This window comes from Planococcus sp. RAB007_Raresut, from assembly GCF_057369535.1.
Window position 1 is genome coordinate 41,138 of sequence record NZ_JBXYIF010000001.1, and the last position, 15,159, is coordinate 56,296.

Sequence of the window (15,159 nt, forward strand, 5' to 3'; positions counted from 1 at the left end):
GTATTAAAGGATTTTCACAATATTACATATTATTTTTTCCTTTGACCGGCAGATCCCTGTCATCTATATCGACCTCTTCCCGCCGTACAGTTTCAGAAATATGCTCGGTTTCATTAATCCTGCGTTTGGTCACTACAATTTCTTCGGTGACCACTTCTTTCTTCGTCACGACGAGCCTTTCTTCTATTACAGGTATATGAAGTTCATCTCCTACCTGATATGGTTCCCGCTTGATCTCTTCATCCGGATTTCCGCTGTCAGCTACCGGCCGCCGTTCCACAACCACATCATCCCGTTCTACGGGTACGTCCATATGCTGCTGTTCTTCCACAATGCGCTTGTTGACGTTTATTTCACCTGTTTGAACCCGCTCTTTATGGACTTCCAGTTGTTCCTCGTGCAATAAGAGGCTTTCCTCACCATTGCCTGACAGCTTCTTTCTCCGTTCAGTCCGGCTCATTTTGGGTGTATCCGCAAAATCATTGTCGGAATGACCGGTCGGTTCAGTAGCAGTTATTGACGCGCTTCTGTCGCTTTCGTTATATACTTCATCATCGGCAAAAAGAAAGATTTCGCCATTTTCAATTTTGCGGTTGTAACCTTCCGCTTCTTCAGTGGTGAATCCCATTTCCTCGAAAACATTTTTCAAGGAATGATTGCCTGAAAACATTTCTTTGAATTTGTCGATCCAGTCTCCATCCTGTTCCGTACTGAAATGGACTTCAGAATAGGAGCGAAGGGCATTGATCTGTTCATTGTCTTTAGCGATCACATACATATTGTCAGATGGATAGCCTTCATTTTTCAATTCTTCTATTTTTTCCTGAACTTCCATTTGGCCGCCAAAAAAACCGAATAATTTATTGTTCTTTTTATCCATTGAATAGATACCTCCAACAATCGATTTTTAACATCAAGGTCTTTATAGACTCACTACCCTTTGCCATTTCAATCAAAACTATCGCCGCACCGGGCACAAACAAAAAACTCTTCCACTTAAGGAAGAGTTAGAAGTTGCCTATTTATTTCTTTGCACGCGATTTATAATCTTTTTCGATATCTTTCTTCCAGTTCCGGTCGATTGATTTACCGGTGCGGAAGGATGATACAGCTTCGCTGAGAACTTGATAATTCAGCTGGGTTCCTTCAGGATCGGCATGATATTCCACCGCAAACTCCTCTTCAACACCGAATTGCCGCGCTGTTGCGACCGCGTCAATATTGGCGCCGAGGAAAATGAATTCCCAATTGAACTTCTGTTTTTGCGAGGCAATCATTTCGTTGATTTTTTTATAATTGTATTCGCAGCTTGCGTTCTCCATACCATCTGTGGTGATCACGAACATCACTTTATCAGCACGTTCTTCTTCCATGGTCCTTTTCTGCGCATTTGCGATTTTCTGGACCGTGGAACCGATCGCATCCAGCAATGCAGTTGTGCCTCCAACCTCGTAGTCATCTTCGGTCAGCGGCGAAATGCCTTTTAACGAGATGCGGTCATGCAGCAATTCATAGCTCTGATTAAACAATACTGTAGTAACCCTGACATCCCCCTGCAATTTACGCTGTTTCTCAACCAATGCATTAAATCCGCCGATCGTATCCTTTTCAAGCCCCGCCATCGAACCGCTCTTATCCAGTACGAATACCAATTCCGTCATCTCATTCTTCATTGTTTATTCCTCCTCAAGTTATCTTAACAACTTAAGGATACGTCACTGGGCATACCATTTGGTCGCTTCAGAAGCGACATTTTAAGCACCGAGCAGAACCTGGTCGAACGCGAATAAAGCTTCGTTGATCTCATGGATCTTATAATTCCCCCGTTCGATAAAATACATGATGATCAGATCGAATTCGTGGCTTCTCGATAGCCGGTAACCCGCCTTTTCCAATAAATCTTCCGTCTCCTGCAAATCCAGTTCGAGCGCCACAGCAAATGCGATAATTGTTTTCTTTAAAGGCGTGTACTTGGGTGAATTACGGATCTTCGAAAATAGTTTCCGGTCGATATTCGCTTTTTTATAAGTCTCCGCATCCGTCATCCCTTTTTCATCGATATACCGGAAGAGGCGTTCTGAAAAAGATTCATCCATATTTTTCAGGACATCTTCCAAGTTGATATCCATAGCAGAATCCAATTTGAACTCCTGCTCCATTTTTTGAGAAATGATTTCTTCTCTAACAACACGTCTGCGCCGAGGATAGGGCTTTTCTATCGCCTCCACTTGATTTTCATCAATATAGGCTTCGATGGATTCGACCAAGTTCCGGCTGATGCCAAAAGATGTTTTATCGAAAACGACTAAAAAGACATCCATTTCATTGGTGGTAAGAAAAGACTCAATTTCACCTATTGCCACTTTCAACGCTTCTTCTTTCGGGTATCCGAATATGCCTGAAGAAATCAGCGGAAACGCAATTGATTCGCAGCCGATCGATTTTGCCAGTTCAAGTGAATTCCTATAGCTGTTGCGGAGCAGTTTTTCTTCATTAGCCTGTCCTCCCTGCCAAACAGGTCCTACAGTATGGATGATGAAATCGGCATCAAGTGCATACGCATCCGTCTGGACAGCCTCACCTGCAGCGCAGTGGCCGATTTTATCGCAAGCCACTTGCAATTTGTCAGCGCCGGCAGCTCGAAAAATGGCGCCACATACCCCTCCGCCCATCTTCAGACCCGAATTGGCGGCATTGACTATGGCATCCACTTTCATCTTGGTGATATCATTTCGCACAATGTCCAGCGGCATATTATTTTATCTCCTTTTACGCGTTATTATAGAAGCATTATTAATAATAAATTTTGAAATAATCGAGAAAAGTTTCATCATTCCAGCCCAGCCGGAATTTCAACTCATATAAATAAGCATAGATAAACGGATCATCCTCGGATTGAATTTCATTGTCCAGCCCTCGCTCCTTCAAAAGATTGCGAATAACGTCTCCTTCGCTTTCACTGCAATCATTCCGCCTGGCAGCTTCCTGCAGTTCATGGGCGAATGCCAACAGCCGGGATTTATTTAACCCATCATAATTTGAGATCTTGCCGATCTGTATACTGTTGAACAGCAATCGAATGTCATGGAGTGTCAATTTCTTTTTGCCGATGAACAACTCGTTCGTTTCTTCTTCCAGCTTCCTGATCAGCGGCACTTCACGCTTTTTGTCTTTCAATTCGCGGACAATGCTCATATAATACCAGCATTGCTCCCTTTTCCCTCTATTGAAACGGGCCCAAATGCTGTCACCGAATTTACTGGCATCCGTCTGGATAGATCGCAGATTATGAAGTTTGTCTGCCAGTATCAAATGGAGTTCGTCTACGGAGTGGTATTGGAGCCTTTCGATGGTGCGCTGTTTCCTGATTTCCCACGGCAATGTCTTATCCGGCTCGGAAGCGGCTTTCACCAGCATCAGAATTTCCTCGCCAAAGATTTTAAATAAATCTTCTTCACTTGTCTCGGTATCTTCCAACGTGTCATGCAATAAACCAGCGGCAATTATTTTGTCGGATTGTTTTTCTTCCATAAGGATCAACGCCACGCCAAACGGGTGTGAAATATAAGGAATATGCGTGCCTTTTCGGTACTGACCATCATGTTTGACAGCCGCAAAACAAGCTGCCTTATCAATCACCAGATTCATAATGTCCTTCCGCCCCTCCATTTTAACTGCCCTTCTATTGCTTTAATCTTACCATAAATAAAGAGTCAGTCTTGACAGGAAACTTATGACGAAAACGTTTAACAGACAATTCAATTAAATAAGTTTATACTAAAATTGCAATAAAATTGAAAGGAGAATGTAGATGAAAAAAATAACAAAAAGCCTGGCTGTTTTATTGCTGGCGACTTCGATCGTGTCGCCAGCCACTTTCGCCAAAAGCGACCAAGCAAAAGAATCTTTGGTAGCACTAGGTGAATCCATTCCCTTCGGTTATAATCTTGGGCAGAACAACCAGAATCCCGCCAAAACTGCTTATCCTTATCTAATCGGTGCATCAGAAGATTTACGTGTCCGTAATCTGGGCATCCCAGGCTGGCAAAGCGAGCAATTGCTGAGCGCGCTGCAAACAGATCAGAAATACCGCCAGGCGGTCATCCACGCAGATTATGTAGCCATTACGATCGGCAATAATGATTTACTTCAAATTTTGCGTGAAGCAGGTCTGGAAAGCGGCGGTAAACAACCGCTGTTCCAGCAATTATTGATGCAAAAACTTTTAAATGATGATGTTTTTGCGAATATAGCGGCAGCTATAGCGGAAACCCGCTCCCTGACGGATGCTCCAATCGTGCTTTATAATGTTTATAATCCATTCCAATTGAATGATCCGCTTCATTATGTTGCTGATCCCATTCTACCCGGGATCAATCAGGCCTTCGCAGCTTTGGCAGCTTCGAATGAGAATGTATACGTGGCAGACGCCTATGCTGCATTTGGCGACAATCAAGCCGAATACGTCATCCAAAATGACATCCATCCAACTGCCGCCGGCCAGCAGGTACTCGCTGATATCGGCATTGTTGCTCTGAATCTTGATTAAAAAAACTCCAATCCCGCCACATGGGATTGGAGTTTATTTCAATTTTTATAAAATTATTGCAGATCCTTCAGCACTTTGGATAATGGATAGATTCCCACACTTTGAATTACTAGGGACAATAAAATTACCGCAAAAGACAGAGAAACCAAAATTTCTTCTTTGCCGGAAGTCGCTTCTTCCAACCAAAGAAGCAAAGCAATGGACATCGCCCCTTTTATCCCTGACCAAGTTGTAAGTGTAATGGTGGAAAAGTCGTTTTTAAATTCATGCCTCCATTTCGGGACCCCGTATATAAAACCGCCAATGACCAGATACCGGACAAGGATGGAAAATATAAAAATCACAATAGCAAACCACCAGCCCGAAAATGCCAGATAGTCAGCTCCTCTAATACCGATGAGAAGAAACAACACTGCAAGCAGTACGGGAGTGGTTATATCCCAGAACCCATCAAGCGATTCCTGCAGATTATCCTCCTTGATTTCCTTGCTCATTTCATAGGACACAAATATGCCGGCAGCCACAGTTGCAAGTACTCCTGATACCCCGATTGCTTCCCCGATATAAAATGCGCCATAGGCACCGACAATACTCAGCATCACCTGATACTTCTTATCTTTAGTAAATCTGATTGTTTTGCTCATGAGCCATCCTATAGTGACCCCCAGCAAAATACCGCCGATCGATACAAGCAATAGTTCAGATATGAATTTACTGAGTGAAAATCCGCCGCCGGTCTGAAACATAGTCAGAAAAATAGTGAAGAAAACGATACTGGTACCATCGTTGATCATGGATTCCCCTTCAACCACATCAGCAATCTGATCAGCACCGCTGCTTTCCTTCAGAATAGCTGTCACGGACACCGGATCAGTAGGCGCAAGGATTGCCGCCAATAGGAAGGCTGCAGTAAATGACACTGCCGTAAACAAGCCGCCGGCAAGATATATCGAAAGTCCGAGCAAAAATACAGTGGCAATCATGCCCAATGTACTCAAAGTGATGATAATACCAATATTTTCCTTTAATTGTTTTAAAGGAAATTGGTAAGCGGAAGTAAAAAGAATGGCCGGAAGAAAAACATTGAATATAATATCTTTGGAGATATTAAATCCATCAAAGAATGGGATGAATGATAAGCCTAATCCTATAGCCACCAATACCACCGGCACCGGAAAGAAATTCTTTTTGATGTCGACTGTGTAAATGATGTAGCCGATAAACAGCAAAACCAGCAATTGATGAGTAAACATAGCTGCCCCCTTCTTTTTTGATTTTAAGATGCCTCTATATCTATTAGCCTAAAAACTTATAATCAAACATAAAAAACCGCGCCTCTCTATATTCAATAGAGAATCGCGGTTTTGTTGCTGATCTTAGTTATTTCTTGCTTGAATTAGAGTTATAGAAGAACTTGGCTGTAATTGAACCGTCTTCGTTTTCCACAATATCCGTTACATGGATCCCTGAATCGGCAGGTGTCGCATTCTGCCCTTTCCAGAAGTAGTAAGATCCTGAGTGGACATTACTTGAAACCGGTGTGATCTCATCGCCGGCTTTGAAGAAATCGGCAGCGTCGCCGCGGTTTACGTTCTTCTCAAGATCATATTTACCGTCAGCCTGAAGCACAGATAAACCATAATGCGTCACTTTCGTGCCATCAGAAGCTGTTTCGGACTGGTTGTACTGGAAGCGTTTGTTCATCCAGTTTTCAACGTTATTCGGTCGGAATCCGGCTGTCTGATAAAGATTTATGATGTTTTCATCCACATGCCAAGCAAGCAGGCCATGCGCATCTTCACCTTGGCGGATCAATCCTTGGTTGAATCCTTTTTGCTGAACGTTCTCGAACAGGAAGTATTCTGTGCCGTTTGAACCAGGGACTTCCATTTTCACAATTCCGCTGTCAGCTGACGCTTCGTTGACCGGAGGCAATGTAATCGTCTGCGGCTCATCACCAGGTTTCACGTCAATCGGATCAGCCCATCCAAGGAAGATTTTCGAGAATGGATCAAATAGAGTCGGTGAGTTTCCTGAGTATGCCGCAGCATCCGGATAGCGCATCCAAGATCCGCCAGCCATCATTGAATAGTTGCCGACGCCTTCGGAAGAATAAACTGTGTCATAAAAATCAGGCAAACCTAAAGCGTGTCCGAATTCATGTGCGTAAACGCCAGGCTGTGCAGGGAATGGCCCTGTCGCAAGAGACTCATCATAAGAATCCGTCGCCGCGTCATAACCCGCTACGTTGCCCCCGATTCCCGGCTGGATGTTGTAGTTATTGACAAGTACGCCGTCATAGGTCATTTCGTTGGCGATAGTATCGTTGATCCATTCCCCTTGTGACACTCCTGCATGAGTAGCAGCATCTTTACCTGTTTCATAATACTTGCCGTAGAATAATGCGCTCAAAAGACTCCATTTATGTGACCAGAACTGCGCCGGGTCACGGCTGAATTCTGCGCCTGTACCTTCATGGACAACAAAGATATTCGGCACTTCGCCGTCTACAGCGTATTCAGAAAAGTCGATCTGATCATCTGCCGCTTTCAGCAAATCACGGACAAATTCACCTGTATGAGCATCTCCGTTAGCGTTGCCTAAAAGATATTTGCCATTTTCAGCATATGTGCCTTCCTGATCCAAATAATAAGAAGCGCCTTTTGGCAATTCGACCCATGCAAAATCGGTGTTTTCCTTACGCACCAGATTTACTTTGCCATTGCTGGACTCTTTATATACATTTTGCATCGTACGGTCCGTCGGCACGGCAACGCCATTATGCTCAGCATATTGTTTGAACTGTTCCAGTTCATAAGGATTGTACTCATCACCGAAAATCAGGTCTTCGTAATATTCAGCCGGCACTTGGCCTGGCATGTCACCGATTGGCTCGTCACCGTCTTTATATTTTGCTAAAAGCACGAGTACCGGTACATCGCCTTCTGTCACATTGTAAGCAGCGTGGTTATCACCAGGCGCCTCAAATTTTTTGCCGTTATTGTTTGCCAATTTTTCAGCAGGATCAGCTTTTGACAGATCAATTCCTAATTCCTTCGCCCGATCTGCGAGTTCTGGTGAAGCACCAACATAATGAGCCAGGCTCAATTCACTTTTATGGCTGACTTTTTCAACAGTTGAGTCGCTGTTGTTTACGCCAGCGAATACTGCGCCGCCCACTAAGGCAAGCGTTATTGCGGATGTAGATAATACTTTCAACATCATTCGTCCCCCTAAATATTATTTTGTACTTTTAAATTGTATAAATAATTCAATATATTTTGAATAGGAGGAAAGGTTTGTTTGTCAATTTAATACATAGCTCTTTATACATGTTTTATCTGTCAGAATAAAGCAAAGTTAGAAATGGCTGTTTATGCAACAAAAGTTGTTTGGTCATTTTCGTACTGAAGGATATAATGAAACTGCACGTAAATATGAAGAGGTGAAAATTTTTGAGAAGCGGAAATCCAAGTTTGAAAAAAGAAGCATTTGAAAAATTCGATACGGTCGGTTCGGGCCAAACGATGACAATCGGCGGTACAGTCAACAGAACATTTATCCTGATCCTTCTGGTATTGGCCACATTCGTCTATTCCTGGAATCAATTTGTCGAAAATCCCAGCAGCATTTTGCCGCTTATCTTGATAGGCGCAATCGGCGGGCTGATTGTGGCTTTGATCACTATATTCGTCCCAAAAGTTTCCCCTTTTACAGCACCGCTGTATGCTTTGCTTGAAGGGCTGTTCCTTGGTGCAATATCCGCTCAATACGAAGCCCAATACGGAGGCATCGTCTTTCAGGCGGTATTGTTGACCATAGCTGTGTTATTCAGTTTGCTGTTAGTTTATAAATCCGGCTTGATCAAGGTTACCCAAAACTTCCGGATGGGCGTAATAGCTGCAACTGGCGCTATTTTCCTTGTCTATCTGGTATCGTTCATTGGTGGATTCTTCGGATTCAATGTCCCTTATCTGCACGATTCGTCCCCAATCGGCATCGCCATCAGTGTCATCATCGTCATTATTGCCGCACTGAACCTGGTGCTTGATTTCGACTTTATCGAAAACGCCGCGGCCAGCCGGGTGCCCAAGTATTTTGAATGGTACGGGGCTTTCGGTCTGCTGATCACTTTAGTATGGCTTTACCTGGAGATTCTTCGTCTGCTGTCGAAAATCCGCAGCAGATAAACGAATCGATTTGACAGTCATAAAACAAACGAAAGCCGCAACTGGTGATTATCCAGCTGCGGCTTTCCTATTTTCATCTCCAGTAACCGTTTGCCGCGGCGACTGTCTGGAAATGTATCGCTACTACTTGTGAAGCCATTGTAAGGCTGTCGGCGTTTTCCGCATATTCCGGGCGCAGACGTTCACGTACTTCTGCAGAAGTCTGAGTATATGCCACCCCTTTTCTCGCCAATATCAATGCAAGTTCAAATCCCTGTTGCGGTGTCTCCGTTTGCAAACTGGTCAGCCAATCTGCCATCCAATCATCTCCTTATATATAAGTTACTCTAAACTTAACCTATTTTTTCAGACAATTCAATCTTATTTAAGGATTCATGTTTATTCCCTCTCTTTAAATGCCTATCAAACAACTTCACCTACACGTTTCAATTGCTCTTCCATATCATCCAGCCACATGACACATCTAGTTTGCAGCCAAGGAAACGGATGATAATAAAGCGGGTGCTGATTGTATCGCAGACCTTTTACTTCAGCAATTTCCCACAAGATCGTATTCGCTTCCTCCGCAGCGGATGATATCTTCGATTTGGCGCCCCATCCCCCAATGACCACACCCGCTTTTTCTACACGCTCCAACAGCTCAGGATAGCGGTCAATGGAAAAGATGCTGTGTCGATTGTCATGATGAAGCTTCATCCATTCCTGGCATTCCAAATAATCCTCAAACTTCCCTGTTAATACATCGGTCAGATTGATGATCTCGATATGATTCCACCCCATCCGATCCATCAGCCGCATCAGCTGATACATCGTATTGTCAGGTGTTGCCTGCAGCATAGGGAGAACTTCCACTTCTCCGGTTAGCATTGAAATGGTTTCTTCACCGTCAACCGGCAGACATCTCCCCGGGTTCAGCAACACAAATAACGCATCCGGTTCTTCTTCAATTTCTGCGCCCTTTCTCCGGACTGCCGCAAGACTGCGGCAGAGATGAATTTTGCCGTGTGTCTGGAGTTTGTAGAAAGCTGCTTCCGTGTTAAAGAGATTTTCCAATTCCTTTGCTGATTGAAACATAAAAATCCTCCTCCAAATTTATAATGTCTTTATTGAAGAGGCATCAGTTAAACAAGCGGCAAAGTGATCCGCCATCCCATATCTAAGTAAACACATCATACCAAACAGAACGTATGTTTTCAATATATAGTTCGAATAATTCTGAAAATAGTTGGCTTATCGGAAGTTTTCCATAAAAAACCGGCTCAGCGTTTTTCGCTAAGCCGGCTTCCGTCTATCTGCACAATCAATTAGATGTTCAAGTCGTATTTTTTGACGACGCTTTCAAGCTTCAATGCTTTAGTCATGTCTCCATCAATCTTCAATTTCCCCGTCATGAAAGCAGTCATGCCATTCAATTTGCCATTCAGGAATTTTTGGAAATTGTCATACGACATTTTCAGTGTGCAGTCCACTTGTTTATCCGATTCAGATAAAAGTTCGGCTTTTTGATCTTTTAACCGCATCTGAAATACTTCCCCATCGATCTCAAACTTATAAACCGTATCCATGCCTGAAATCGGTTCAGGATTATCATTGATTTCCTTCTCTATCTTCTGCATTGTTACATCCAATGTACGTGCTGTCATTCTCTTCATCCCCTTTTAATCTATAAATGGTTCCAAATCAAAAGCCTATTCGATGGCACCTTTTGTTTTATTCTATCCGATACCCTGTGATTCCTCTTTCCTGGCAGAAATAGTATATTTTCTAAAAAAATCCTAAAAATGAATTCTTAAATTTGACAGAATTTTAAATATTCGAGAAAATAAAGCCAAGTTTGTTTAGCAAGTAAACAAAGATAGGGGATGATTTGATGAATTCATTGAATATCGGTATGGTCGGCTATAAATTCATGGGTAAAGCACACAGCAACGGCTACCGGGCGCTGCCTATGTTCTTCCCGGACCGCATAAAACCGAACATGAAAGTGATTTGCGGCCGCAATACTGATGCTGTCACAGCTGCCGCCACGCAATTTGGCTGGGAAGAATATACTTCCGATTGGAAAGATCTTGTATCCAGGGATGATATCGACTTGATCGACATCAACGCTCCGAGCAACGCCCATAAGGAAATTGCAATCGCAGCGGCGGATGCCGGCAAACACCTTTACTGCGAAAAACCGTTGGCACTTTCTTTAAAGGATTCACGTGACATGCTGGAAGCGGCGGAAGGAGCAGGCGTGAAGCATATGGTCGGCTTTAATTACCGTTTTGCCCCTGCTGTGCTGCTGGCGAAAAAGTTGATAGACGGTGGCCGATTGGGCGACATCCATCATTTTCGGACCTGGTTTTTACAGGACTGGCTGGTCGACCCTGACTTCCCCCTCGCCTGGCGGCTTCAGAAAGAAATTGCCGGTTCCGGAGCGCATGGTGATTTAGGAGCGCATCTGATCGACATGGCCCATTTTCTTATCGGAGATATCGCTGATGTCATCGGCATGAGTGAAACGTTCATAAAAGAGCGGCCGCTTCCGGATGAAACGGCTGGTTTATCGGCAACAGGCGGACATTCAGCCAAAACCGGTCCTGTTACTGTTGACGACGCGACACTGTTCATGGCCCGCTTTGCAAACGGCGCATTAGGCAGTTTTGAAGCCACCCGTTTCGCAACAGGACACCGCAGCACAAACTCTTTTGAAATCAACGGCAGCAAAGGCAGTGTCATTTTCGACTTTGAACGAATGAACGAATTGCAAGTTTATTTCACCGACGACCAGGATGACGTCCAAGGATTCCGCCGCGTACTCGCAACCGATCCGGCGCATGCCTATTCTGGCGCCTGGTGGCCAGCCGGACATCCAATCGGCTATGAACATACGTTTACCCATGCTTTCGTGGAATTCATGGATGCACTTAAGGAAGACCGCCAGCCTGTCCCCAACTTCAATGACGGTGTCAAATGCCAGCAAGTTCTTGAAGCTGTTGAATTATCCATCAAGCAAAGAAAATGGATTGAAGTATCCAGCCTTTAAAAATAAATATGAACCGACAGGAGTGTGGAGTCCGTGAAGAAAAAAGCATTGATCGTCCAAGGTGGTTGGGACGGCCATGAGCCGGAACAAGTCGCAGAAATCTATAAAGAGCTGCTCGTTGCCGAAAACTTTGACGTAGAAATCTCGAATACACTTGATGCATACGCAGATGCTGAAAAACTAAAAGCGCTTGATTTGATCGTCCCCAACTGGACGATGGGAGAAATCGATCCACAATATGTACGCAATGTCTCGGAAGCTGTCATCAGCGGTGTCGGTCTGGCTGGCAGCCACGGCGGCATGTGCGATTCTTTCCGAAAAAATGTGGACTGGCAATTTATGACGGGCGGCAATTGGGTCGCTCATCCAGGCAATGATGGGATCGAATATATGGTCAACATTAAACATTCCTCGAGCCCTCTTTTAGAAGGAATGAACGATTTCAAAGTCGTCAGCGAACAATACTATCTGCATATCGATCCGGCAGTAGAAGTGCTTGCCACTACCCGCTTCCCTGTTGCGGAAGGGCCGCATACCCCAAACAAAGCTGTCGACATGCCGGTTGTCTGGACAAAGCGCTGGGGCGCTGGGCGCGTATTCTACAATTCGCTGGGCCATTCAGCGGATATCATGGCGATGCCTGAAGTTTCGTTGATGATGAAAAGAGGATTTTTATGGGCGGCTGAAGGAAAAACACTCTACAGAGATTCCAACAATCACAGCTATGCAGCTTCTGGAAATGCCGGAAACTATACCGGCATGGGCGACAGCCAGTGAAGGAGGAGTAATATGCGCACAATGAAAATCGGCATTATCGGCTGCGGCTACATAAGTTCCATCTATATGGAGAATATCCCGGCATACAAACACCTATCGCTTACAGCTTGTGCAGATTTGGAACTGGATCGCGCCCGCTCCCAAGCGGATCAATATGGCATTCCGAAAGCCTGCTCCGTACAGGAATTGCTGGCTGATCCGGAAATCGATCTGGTCATCAATTTAACGCTTCCGAAAGTGCATGCTGAAGTTTGCCTTCAAATATTGGAAGCCGGCAAACATGTCTATGTGGAAAAACCGCTGGCCATCAGCCTGCAGGAAGCCAAGCAGGTCTTGGACAAAGCACAGGAAAAAGGCTTATTGGTCGGCGCCGCCCCGGACACATTCCTGGGAGCAGGCGTACAAACCGCACTGCATTTGATTGAAAACGGCGAAATTGGCATCCCAATCGGTGCATCAGCTTTTGTAATCAGCCGCGGACATGAACATTGGCACCCGAATCCTGCTTTCTATTATGAAAAAGGCGGCGGTCCGCTGTTCGACATGGGCCCCTATTATTTAACGGCTATGATCGCATTGCTTGGCCCCATCCAACGTATTGCGGGATCTGCGCGCATCAGTTATCCGGAACGGACCATCCTGAGTGAACCGAACGCTGGCCAGAAAATCACCGTTTCTACTGAAACACATATAGCCGGAACAATCGATTTTGCATCCGGTGCGATCGGTACCCTAACCTCCAGTTTCGATGCTTTCGGCGGGTCCACCCTGCCGCCAATTGAAATCTACGAAAACGAAGGCACTTTGCTCGTTCCAGATCCCAATAATTTCGGCGGACCGGTGCGGCTGCGCAAAAAAGATGAAGAAAACTTCACAGACATCCCTTTGATATCCGGTTTACAGGAAAACGGCCGCGGCATTGGGGTTGCTGACATGGCACATGCCTTACTGAACGGCAAAACGCACCGAGCGAACGGCCAACTAGCTTATCATGTATTGGAAGCGATGCAAGGCTTCTTAACTTCATCACGGGATGGCGTGTATCATCATATGGATAGCACTTGTTCAAAGCCGAAAGCATTTGTGAGGAACGAGCAGATTTTCATATGAAACCATCCCACGAATTTTCACAAATAAAAAATGGAGAAGTTCATCTTGAAGAGGATGAACTTCTCCATTATTCCGTCTCGTCCATCCAGGCTTCACGGTCTTTATAAGACATGCCTTCCGGATAACGTAAAATCCTGAGATTATATTAGGTAACCGATATTCCACAAAACAGCTTCGCTTTCCAGCGGGCTCCCGCCCAATCCTCCTCGTCCGCTGCGCTCCCTGCGGTGTATCGGTCGTGTCGCTAAGCCGCAGGAGTCTTCGCTGTTTTGTTCCATATCTCTGGAGAACTTATTAGAATCAAAGATCAGTATAAAATATCGTTTCTCTAGCTCCACTTATATTTTTTATATGAACAAATACAAGATAGCCCGCTCTTCAAATTCACATTTTGAAAAGCTGGCTCTCTTTTTGGAACAACATTTAGCTCATATGACACTATTATATAGAAGCGACAGCCATCTTCCTTCCATGATTATAAATGGTTAATCTTTTCGCTTTATGTGTCAGGGATTTAATAATTATAATTTGTTAATAAGAGCTATTACTAATCAAAGTTATAGCCTTTGCTTTTATCTCTTTCGTAATGGAAGGATGTTTTGACGCAATGACTTCTTTTAGAGCTTCCACTTCCAAGCCTTTTTTAAAAATGCCGATTGCGGATGAGATTCGGATTAGTTGGCCGGACAATTTAGTTGCATTCGGATTATTTTCAAGCAGCTTTTTGGCTAAAGGCATTTTGTCGCTTCCACTAATTTTCTCTTTACTGAATGACAGCTCCTTATAGTCCTCAAAATACTCAATAAAATTCGTTTTACCTATAGATTGCAATGCCCGATGGACTGTACTCACGCTAAACTCCTCATCTCATTTATATATTTAAACTTAGGACAATAAAATGCAGTCTTATTTAGCAATTTTTATAGTGTTGATCATCATTAATCATTGTTGAATAAACCCGATTTAAAGTTTTCAATAAAAAACCTGGGCCTAGCTGTGCATAAATAACATGAACGGAATTATAACAGACTTATTTCTCAATAGTCATCATCTATTCCTCTCAAAACTTCTCCCGCATGCCACATATTCTGATCATGTTCTGTCATGAGCCCTGGCTCTCCTTGTATCTCTTCTGTTACATATACAGGTATTCCTACTCGCTTAGTGATTTCTTCAGCATACTTTCTCGCTTTAACTAGTAAATTACTTTTCATCCCTTCTCCTTGCTCACTAAGTAATTTTACCGCTTCTTCTGCCTCTGCACTTGATATGATCTTATCCATATTAATGTTGCCGATTACATACGTTTCTTTAATATGGCAAAGCCTGCCCAGCTGGACTGTCTCTAATGTAAAAGAGACACCAGTATCTTCGTCATAAAATTCGATAAAAATCAACGGATCGGATGAAGCATAATAGACCTGTACCTCGCCTGAAGTAACACCAATTCTTTTGATAGTCATTATTAATTCCTGTTCAATCATTTCGGCACTTCCCTATTC

At 44.0% G+C, this 15,159-nt stretch carries 16 protein-coding genes; 5 read left to right on the forward strand and 11 right to left on the reverse strand.

What is annotated here, in order from left to right; genetic code table 11:
- Positions 1–22: 22 nt before the first annotated feature.
- The 4 genes from AC2Q9J_RS00210 to AC2Q9J_RS00225 form a co-directional block, all read right to left on the reverse strand.
- Positions 23–880, reverse strand: coding sequence for a YsnF/AvaK domain-containing protein (locus tag AC2Q9J_RS00210; protein WP_499036266.1), 858 nt, complete (start codon positions 878–880; stop codon positions 23–25).
- Positions 881–1,022: 142 nt separating this feature from the next.
- On the reverse strand, positions 1,023–1,673 hold the full coding sequence (locus AC2Q9J_RS00215) for a vWA domain-containing protein (protein WP_499036268.1): 651 nt from the start codon (positions 1,671–1,673) through the stop codon (positions 1,023–1,025).
- A gap of 81 nt (positions 1,674–1,754) precedes the next feature.
- Positions 1,755–2,753, reverse strand: a complete 999-nt coding sequence (locus AC2Q9J_RS00220; RefSeq protein WP_499036270.1) for a macro domain-containing protein — start codon at positions 2,751–2,753, stop codon at positions 1,755–1,757.
- Between the two features lie 40 nt (positions 2,754–2,793).
- Positions 2,794–3,648, reverse strand: coding sequence for an HD domain-containing protein (locus tag AC2Q9J_RS00225; protein ID WP_499036272.1), 855 nt, complete (start codon positions 3,646–3,648; stop codon positions 2,794–2,796).
- 163 nt (positions 3,649–3,811) lie between these two features.
- Between AC2Q9J_RS00225 and AC2Q9J_RS00230 the strand changes: the two genes are divergently transcribed.
- Positions 3,812–4,549, forward strand: a complete 738-nt coding sequence (locus tag AC2Q9J_RS00230) for a GDSL-type esterase/lipase family protein (RefSeq protein ID WP_499036274.1) — start codon at positions 3,812–3,814, stop codon at positions 4,547–4,549.
- Between the two features lie 53 nt (positions 4,550–4,602).
- Here AC2Q9J_RS00230 and AC2Q9J_RS00235 read toward each other — a convergent pair whose 3' ends face one another.
- Together AC2Q9J_RS00235 and AC2Q9J_RS00240 are read right to left on the reverse strand one after the other, a co-directional pair.
- Positions 4,603–5,802, reverse strand: coding sequence for a cation:proton antiporter (locus AC2Q9J_RS00235; protein ID WP_499036276.1), 1,200 nt, complete (start codon positions 5,800–5,802; stop codon positions 4,603–4,605).
- A 127-nt stretch (positions 5,803–5,929) separates the two neighbouring features.
- Positions 5,930–7,771: a M6 family metalloprotease domain-containing protein gene (locus tag AC2Q9J_RS00240; RefSeq protein WP_084245769.1), complete on the reverse strand. Its 1,842-nt coding sequence runs from the start codon at positions 7,769–7,771 to the stop codon at positions 5,930–5,932.
- Positions 7,772–8,004: 233 nt separating this feature from the next.
- Here AC2Q9J_RS00240 and AC2Q9J_RS00245 point away from each other — a divergent pair, with 233 nt between their 5' ends.
- Positions 8,005–8,739 carry a Bax inhibitor-1/YccA family protein gene (locus tag AC2Q9J_RS00245; RefSeq protein WP_499036278.1) on the forward strand — a complete coding sequence of 245 codons (735 nt, stop codon included), beginning with the start codon at positions 8,005–8,007 and terminating at the stop codon, positions 8,737–8,739.
- 73 nt (positions 8,740–8,812) lie between these two features.
- On the opposite strand, the gene AC2Q9J_RS00250 is transcribed toward AC2Q9J_RS00245, so the two are convergent.
- The 3 genes from AC2Q9J_RS00250 to AC2Q9J_RS00260 all read right to left on the reverse strand — a co-directional run bounded on the left by AC2Q9J_RS00250 (position 8,813) and on the right by AC2Q9J_RS00260 (position 10,382).
- The gene (locus tag AC2Q9J_RS00250; protein ID WP_084245765.1) at positions 8,813–9,037 is read right to left on the reverse strand and encodes a hexameric tyrosine-coordinated heme protein; all 225 of its coding nucleotides are present in this window, start codon (positions 9,035–9,037) and stop codon (positions 8,813–8,815) included.
- 104 nt (positions 9,038–9,141) lie between these two features.
- Positions 9,142–9,813 (reverse strand): hypothetical protein, encoded by a 672-nt coding sequence (locus AC2Q9J_RS00255; protein WP_499036281.1) that lies wholly within the window; start codon positions 9,811–9,813, stop codon positions 9,142–9,144.
- Between the two features lie 230 nt (positions 9,814–10,043).
- The gene (locus AC2Q9J_RS00260) at positions 10,044–10,382 is read right to left on the reverse strand and encodes an SCP2 sterol-binding domain-containing protein (protein WP_158241195.1); all 339 of its coding nucleotides are present in this window, start codon (positions 10,380–10,382) and stop codon (positions 10,044–10,046) included.
- Positions 10,383–10,609: 227 nt separating this feature from the next.
- Between AC2Q9J_RS00260 and AC2Q9J_RS00265 the strand changes: the two genes are divergently transcribed.
- Genes AC2Q9J_RS00265 through AC2Q9J_RS00275 form a run of 3 tightly spaced genes read left to right on the forward strand, consistent with a single transcriptional unit; the run spans position 10,610 to position 13,657 of the window.
- Complete coding sequence (locus tag AC2Q9J_RS00265; protein WP_499036283.1) at positions 10,610–11,770, forward strand: Gfo/Idh/MocA family protein; 1,161 nt, start codon at positions 10,610–10,612, stop codon at positions 11,768–11,770.
- 33 nt (positions 11,771–11,803) lie between these two features.
- Entirely contained in the window at positions 11,804–12,547 is a 744-nt protein-coding gene (locus tag AC2Q9J_RS00270) for a ThuA domain-containing protein (protein ID WP_499036285.1), read from the forward strand.
- Between the two features lie 12 nt (positions 12,548–12,559).
- A complete protein-coding gene (locus tag AC2Q9J_RS00275) occupies positions 12,560–13,657 on the forward strand; it encodes a Gfo/Idh/MocA family protein (protein ID WP_499036287.1) in 1,098 nt (365 codons plus the stop codon).
- A gap of 531 nt (positions 13,658–14,188) precedes the next feature.
- On the opposite strand, the gene AC2Q9J_RS00280 is transcribed toward AC2Q9J_RS00275, so the two are convergent.
- Both AC2Q9J_RS00280 and AC2Q9J_RS00285 read right to left on the reverse strand, forming a co-directional pair.
- Entirely contained in the window at positions 14,189–14,509 is a 321-nt protein-coding gene (locus tag AC2Q9J_RS00280; protein WP_499036289.1) for a hypothetical protein, read from the reverse strand.
- Between the two features lie 185 nt (positions 14,510–14,694).
- Entirely contained in the window at positions 14,695–15,141 is a 447-nt protein-coding gene (locus AC2Q9J_RS00285; protein ID WP_499036291.1) for a hypothetical protein, read from the reverse strand.
- Positions 15,142–15,159 lie beyond the last annotated feature (18 nt).

What these genes read in the sequence shown, in the direction of transcription:
- AC2Q9J_RS00225 (WP_499036272.1), bottom strand. Translation starts at nt 3,648, where the DNA reads ATGAATCTGGTGATTGATAAGGCAGCTTGTTTTGCGGCTGTCAAACAT.
- AC2Q9J_RS00275 (WP_499036287.1), top strand. Translation starts at nt 12,560, where the DNA reads ATGCGCACAATGAAAATCGGCATTATCGGCTGCGGCTACATAAGTTCC.
- AC2Q9J_RS00260 (WP_158241195.1), bottom strand. Translation starts at nt 10,382, where the DNA reads ATGACAGCACGTACATTGGATGTAACAATGCAGAAGATAGAGAAGGAA.
- AC2Q9J_RS00210 (WP_499036266.1), bottom strand. Translation starts at nt 880, where the DNA reads ATGGATAAAAAGAACAATAAATTATTCGGTTTTTTTGGCGGCCAAATG.
- AC2Q9J_RS00230 (WP_499036274.1), top strand. Translation starts at nt 3,812, where the DNA reads ATGAAAAAAATAACAAAAAGCCTGGCTGTTTTATTGCTGGCGACTTCG.
- AC2Q9J_RS00265 (WP_499036283.1), top strand. Translation starts at nt 10,610, where the DNA reads ATGAATTCATTGAATATCGGTATGGTCGGCTATAAATTCATGGGTAAA.
- AC2Q9J_RS00220 (WP_499036270.1), bottom strand. Translation starts at nt 2,753, where the DNA reads ATGCCGCTGGACATTGTGCGAAATGATATCACCAAGATGAAAGTGGAT.
- AC2Q9J_RS00235 (WP_499036276.1), bottom strand. Translation starts at nt 5,802, where the DNA reads ATGTTTACTCATCAATTGCTGGTTTTGCTGTTTATCGGCTACATCATT.
- AC2Q9J_RS00240 (WP_084245769.1), bottom strand. Translation starts at nt 7,771, where the DNA reads ATGTTGAAAGTATTATCTACATCCGCAATAACGCTTGCCTTAGTGGGC.
- AC2Q9J_RS00285 (WP_499036291.1), bottom strand. Translation starts at nt 15,141, where the DNA reads ATGATTGAACAGGAATTAATAATGACTATCAAAAGAATTGGTGTTACT.
- AC2Q9J_RS00215 (WP_499036268.1), bottom strand. Translation starts at nt 1,673, where the DNA reads ATGAAGAATGAGATGACGGAATTGGTATTCGTACTGGATAAGAGCGGT.
- AC2Q9J_RS00255 (WP_499036281.1), bottom strand. Translation starts at nt 9,813, where the DNA reads ATGTTTCAATCAGCAAAGGAATTGGAAAATCTCTTTAACACGGAAGCA.
- AC2Q9J_RS00250 (WP_084245765.1), bottom strand. Translation starts at nt 9,037, where the DNA reads ATGGCAGATTGGCTGACCAGTTTGCAAACGGAGACACCGCAACAGGGA.